A 3,245-nucleotide genomic window follows, 5' to 3' on the forward strand; every position below is an offset into this window, starting at 1 on the left:
TACCCGATCCAGTGCGTGCGCCTATCTCGCGACGAGAGCGTACCGACGATCCTCGTGTTCGGCGGAACGCACGGCGACGAGCCCGCCGGCGTCGAAGCCGCGCTCGCGTTCATCGAGACGGGACACGCGCCCTGGCTCGACCGCCTCCGGTTCGAGGTGGTCCCATGCCTTAACCCGTGGGGGTATGTCCACGAGTCCCGGCACAACCGGCAGGACATCGACCTGAACTGGGCGTTCGACCGGGAAAACTTGCCGGAGATCGCCGCCGTCCGCGCTCTGGTCGCCGGTAGGCGTTTCGAGGCGTTCATCGACCTGCACGAGGACTGGGAGAGCCCGGGGTACTACCTCTACGAGCTGCGTCGTGACGGCGAGCCTGTAGGACCGGAGATCACCCGGCGAGCCGCGAAGGTGTGTCCGATCGACACACGCCCTGAGATCGAGGGCATGGAGGCCTTGAACGGCGTCATCCTTCCGCCGGACACGCGCGCAGCCGACCGACGCGGCGCGGGCATCCCCATTGCGCTGTTCCAGCGGCACACGTCCCACCTCGTCACGTCGGAGACGCCCAGCTCGCTTGCCCTGGAACCCCGCGTCCGCGCCCACGAGATCGCGCTGGAGACGATCATCGCGGCGCACTCGGCGCAATAGACGCTCGTGTGACGCGCGTTCACGCAATTCGCGCGACTTGACGGGATTCCAGTCACCTGCTATCCGTTGCTGAACACTAATCAAACAGCGAACTTCACGAAACAGCATACTATGGCTCGCCCCAGGTACCCACGCGGCTCCGTCGTTCGCATCGGGCGATGCGTCGGAGTGACGACTCTCGACGGCGCTAGACGATATGCCTGCGTACCGTTCTCGCACAAGGACGGACACCGTCTGACGGGGGACGAACTTGACAGCATGCGCCAGTTCGTCAAGGTCGTCCACCTTGCGCCTGCCGAGTACACGGTGGCGAACGTGTTCGATGAATGGCACGAGAGCTCGCCCATGTACCACAACGACTGCCGAAGCGAGCTCCATGTCTACGAAATGCACGACCGTGCGGACGGCAAGCATCAGTACTACGTCCTGCACAATGATCTCTTCAATGCCGACATGCACAGCCAGACTGCCCAGCCATTGCCAACGCCATGGGACGTGTACGGCAGATACCTATACTCGCGGGAGAAAGGCGCGCCACTCACTGACGATGAATGGCGAGAAGCAAAGCAGTTCGTTTCCTGGTCGCAGCACCAACGCCATGCGTCGTTCGAGCAGGAGAAGGGGGCGCCTCTCACCGACGACGAATGGCAGAGCTCCCAGGGGTTCAACTCGTGGGCGGAATATCAACGTCACGTGTCGTTCAGTCAGGAGAGGGGCAGCGACCTTACGGACGACGAATGGCAGAACGCCAAAGGCTTCGAGTCGTGGCCGGAATACCAACTGCACGTGTCGTTCAGCCAGGAAAAGGGCAGCAAGCTCACGGGCGACGAGTGGCAGGTCGCCAAGAGGTTTGAGTCGTGGACGGAGTACCGGCGGTACTCGTTCGAGCAGGACAAGGGCAGCTCGCTAGGCGACGACGAGTGGCAGAGCGCCAAGCGGTTCGAATCATGGGCGGAGCACCGACGCTGCACGTCGTTCGGACACGAGAAGGGCAGCGACCTAACCGACGATGAATGGTCCCAGGCCAAGCGATACGAATCGTGGGCGACGTTCCGACGCCACGCGTTCGGGCAGAAGAAGGGGGCCCCGCTCACCGACGTGGAGTGGCAGACAGCTCAGCGCTTCGCCTCGTGGGAGGCATATCAGCAGCATCGCCGACGCGAGTTCGAGCGGCACAAGGGCGCGCCTCTCACCGACGACGAATGGCAGACAGCAAGGCGGTTCAGGTCGTGGGAGGAGTATCGCCTGGACCAGTTGGCCCGCAGGAAGCGCGGCTCACCCAAAGACGCAGAACACGGTCAGCTGTACATCCAGTTTGGGGATGGCAAGGACGGGGACTGACAGGGACCGAACGGCAAGACGCGGAGCTGCTCGGTTCCTGGGAGGAGCGCACGCATCCCAGAGCAGTATCGCTGCGCCCCGAGTGCGCTATGCGACCCAGTCCCGCAGCGGATGGTCGCGGTCCACCAGCGGGAACGCCGTCCGACCGTTCCGGTGCGCAGCGTAAACGCCCAGGATCATCTCCAGACTCCATCGAGCATCCCGTCCGCTCGACAACGGGTCGCGGTCTTCCTGGATGGCGGCGATCAGGTCACGGACGAGCGGCGCGTTCAGCGACTCGACCGAGTGCCCCGCCGGTTCGCAGACGACGCGCCACTCCGAGTCGGACGGAGCCGGCGTCCAGCACGGATGCGGGTAGTGCATCAGGTATCCGCCTCGGTAGGCGAGGATTCCGTCGCTGCCGAGGATATGCAGACCCATCGACCGGTTCGCGAACCGGTTCCCTTCCTTGCGCGAGAAGAAGTGGCCCAGCACGCCGCCCGCGAAGCTATACGTCGCGTGCAGGCAGTTCCCGAGGATGGGCCCAATGTGCTCGTCGCCGAGCCGCGCATCCCGCCGCCCGGCGTCGTGACCGTCCTGAAGCACCGACGCCTGAACCCATCGCGGCGTCCCGACGAAGTAGCACATCAGGTCGAGGATATGCGTGCCGAGAACCATCAGGTCCTGCCCGCCGCCCCGGCTGTCCATCTTCCCCAACCCGTGGAGCTCGCGGATCTCGCCGATGGTTCCGTCGGCGATCATGCGCTTCGCTTCGGCGATGAACGGATGCGCGCGCGTCTGGTGCGCGACGGCGATCTTGACGCCGTTCTCGTCGCACGCGCGCACCATCTCGTCGGCTTCCCGCGCCGTTCGCGCCAGTGGCTTCTCGCAGTAGATGCCCTTGACGCCGGACTGTGACGCCGCGATAACCATGTCGCGATGCTGATCGACCCATCGCGGCGCGACGCTCACCAGATCGAGCTTCTCGCGCCGAAGCATCTCGCGGTAGTCGGCGTATCGAGCCTTCGCGGGAACCTTGAGCCGTTCCCCGGCGGCGTTCAGTCCTACCCCGTCCGCATCGGCGACAGCGACGATCTCCGTCTCCGCGACGTCGAGATAGACCGTGTCGAGTCCGTGTCCGTAGTTGCCCCGTCCCGTGTGCCCGATGACTCCGGCGCGATAGGTCGTCATGCTCTCCCTCACACTCGCATCAGCGCGAAAGGTTCCGCCAGAACTCGACGCGTCCGACGGGCGGGTCCTGCCAGTTGGAGCCGTAG

General features: G+C 64.7%; 3 protein-coding genes. 2 read left to right on the plus strand and 1 reads right to left on the minus strand.

Translation table 11 applies throughout. The features are described from left to right. Both FJZ36_18640 and FJZ36_18645 read left to right on the plus strand, forming a co-directional pair. On the plus strand, positions 1–648 hold a 648-nt coding region (locus tag FJZ36_18640), incomplete at its 5' end, for a M14 family metallocarboxypeptidase (protein ID MBM3216917.1). Between the two features lie 258 nt (positions 649–906). Further along, positions 907–1,989 (plus strand): hypothetical protein, encoded by a 1,083-nt coding sequence (locus FJZ36_18645; GenBank protein ID MBM3216918.1) that lies wholly within the window; start codon positions 907–909, stop codon positions 1,987–1,989. 87 nt (positions 1,990–2,076) lie between these two features. Here FJZ36_18645 and FJZ36_18650 read toward each other — a convergent pair whose 3' ends face one another. Next, on the minus strand, positions 2,077–3,159 hold the full coding sequence (locus FJZ36_18650) for a Gfo/Idh/MocA family oxidoreductase (GenBank protein ID MBM3216919.1): 1,083 nt from the start codon (positions 3,157–3,159) through the stop codon (positions 2,077–2,079). Positions 3,160–3,245: the final 86 nt, after the last annotated feature.

The sequence above is a fragment of the Candidatus Poribacteria bacterium genome (assembly GCA_016866785.1).
Taxonomy (GTDB): Bacteria; Poribacteria; WGA-4E.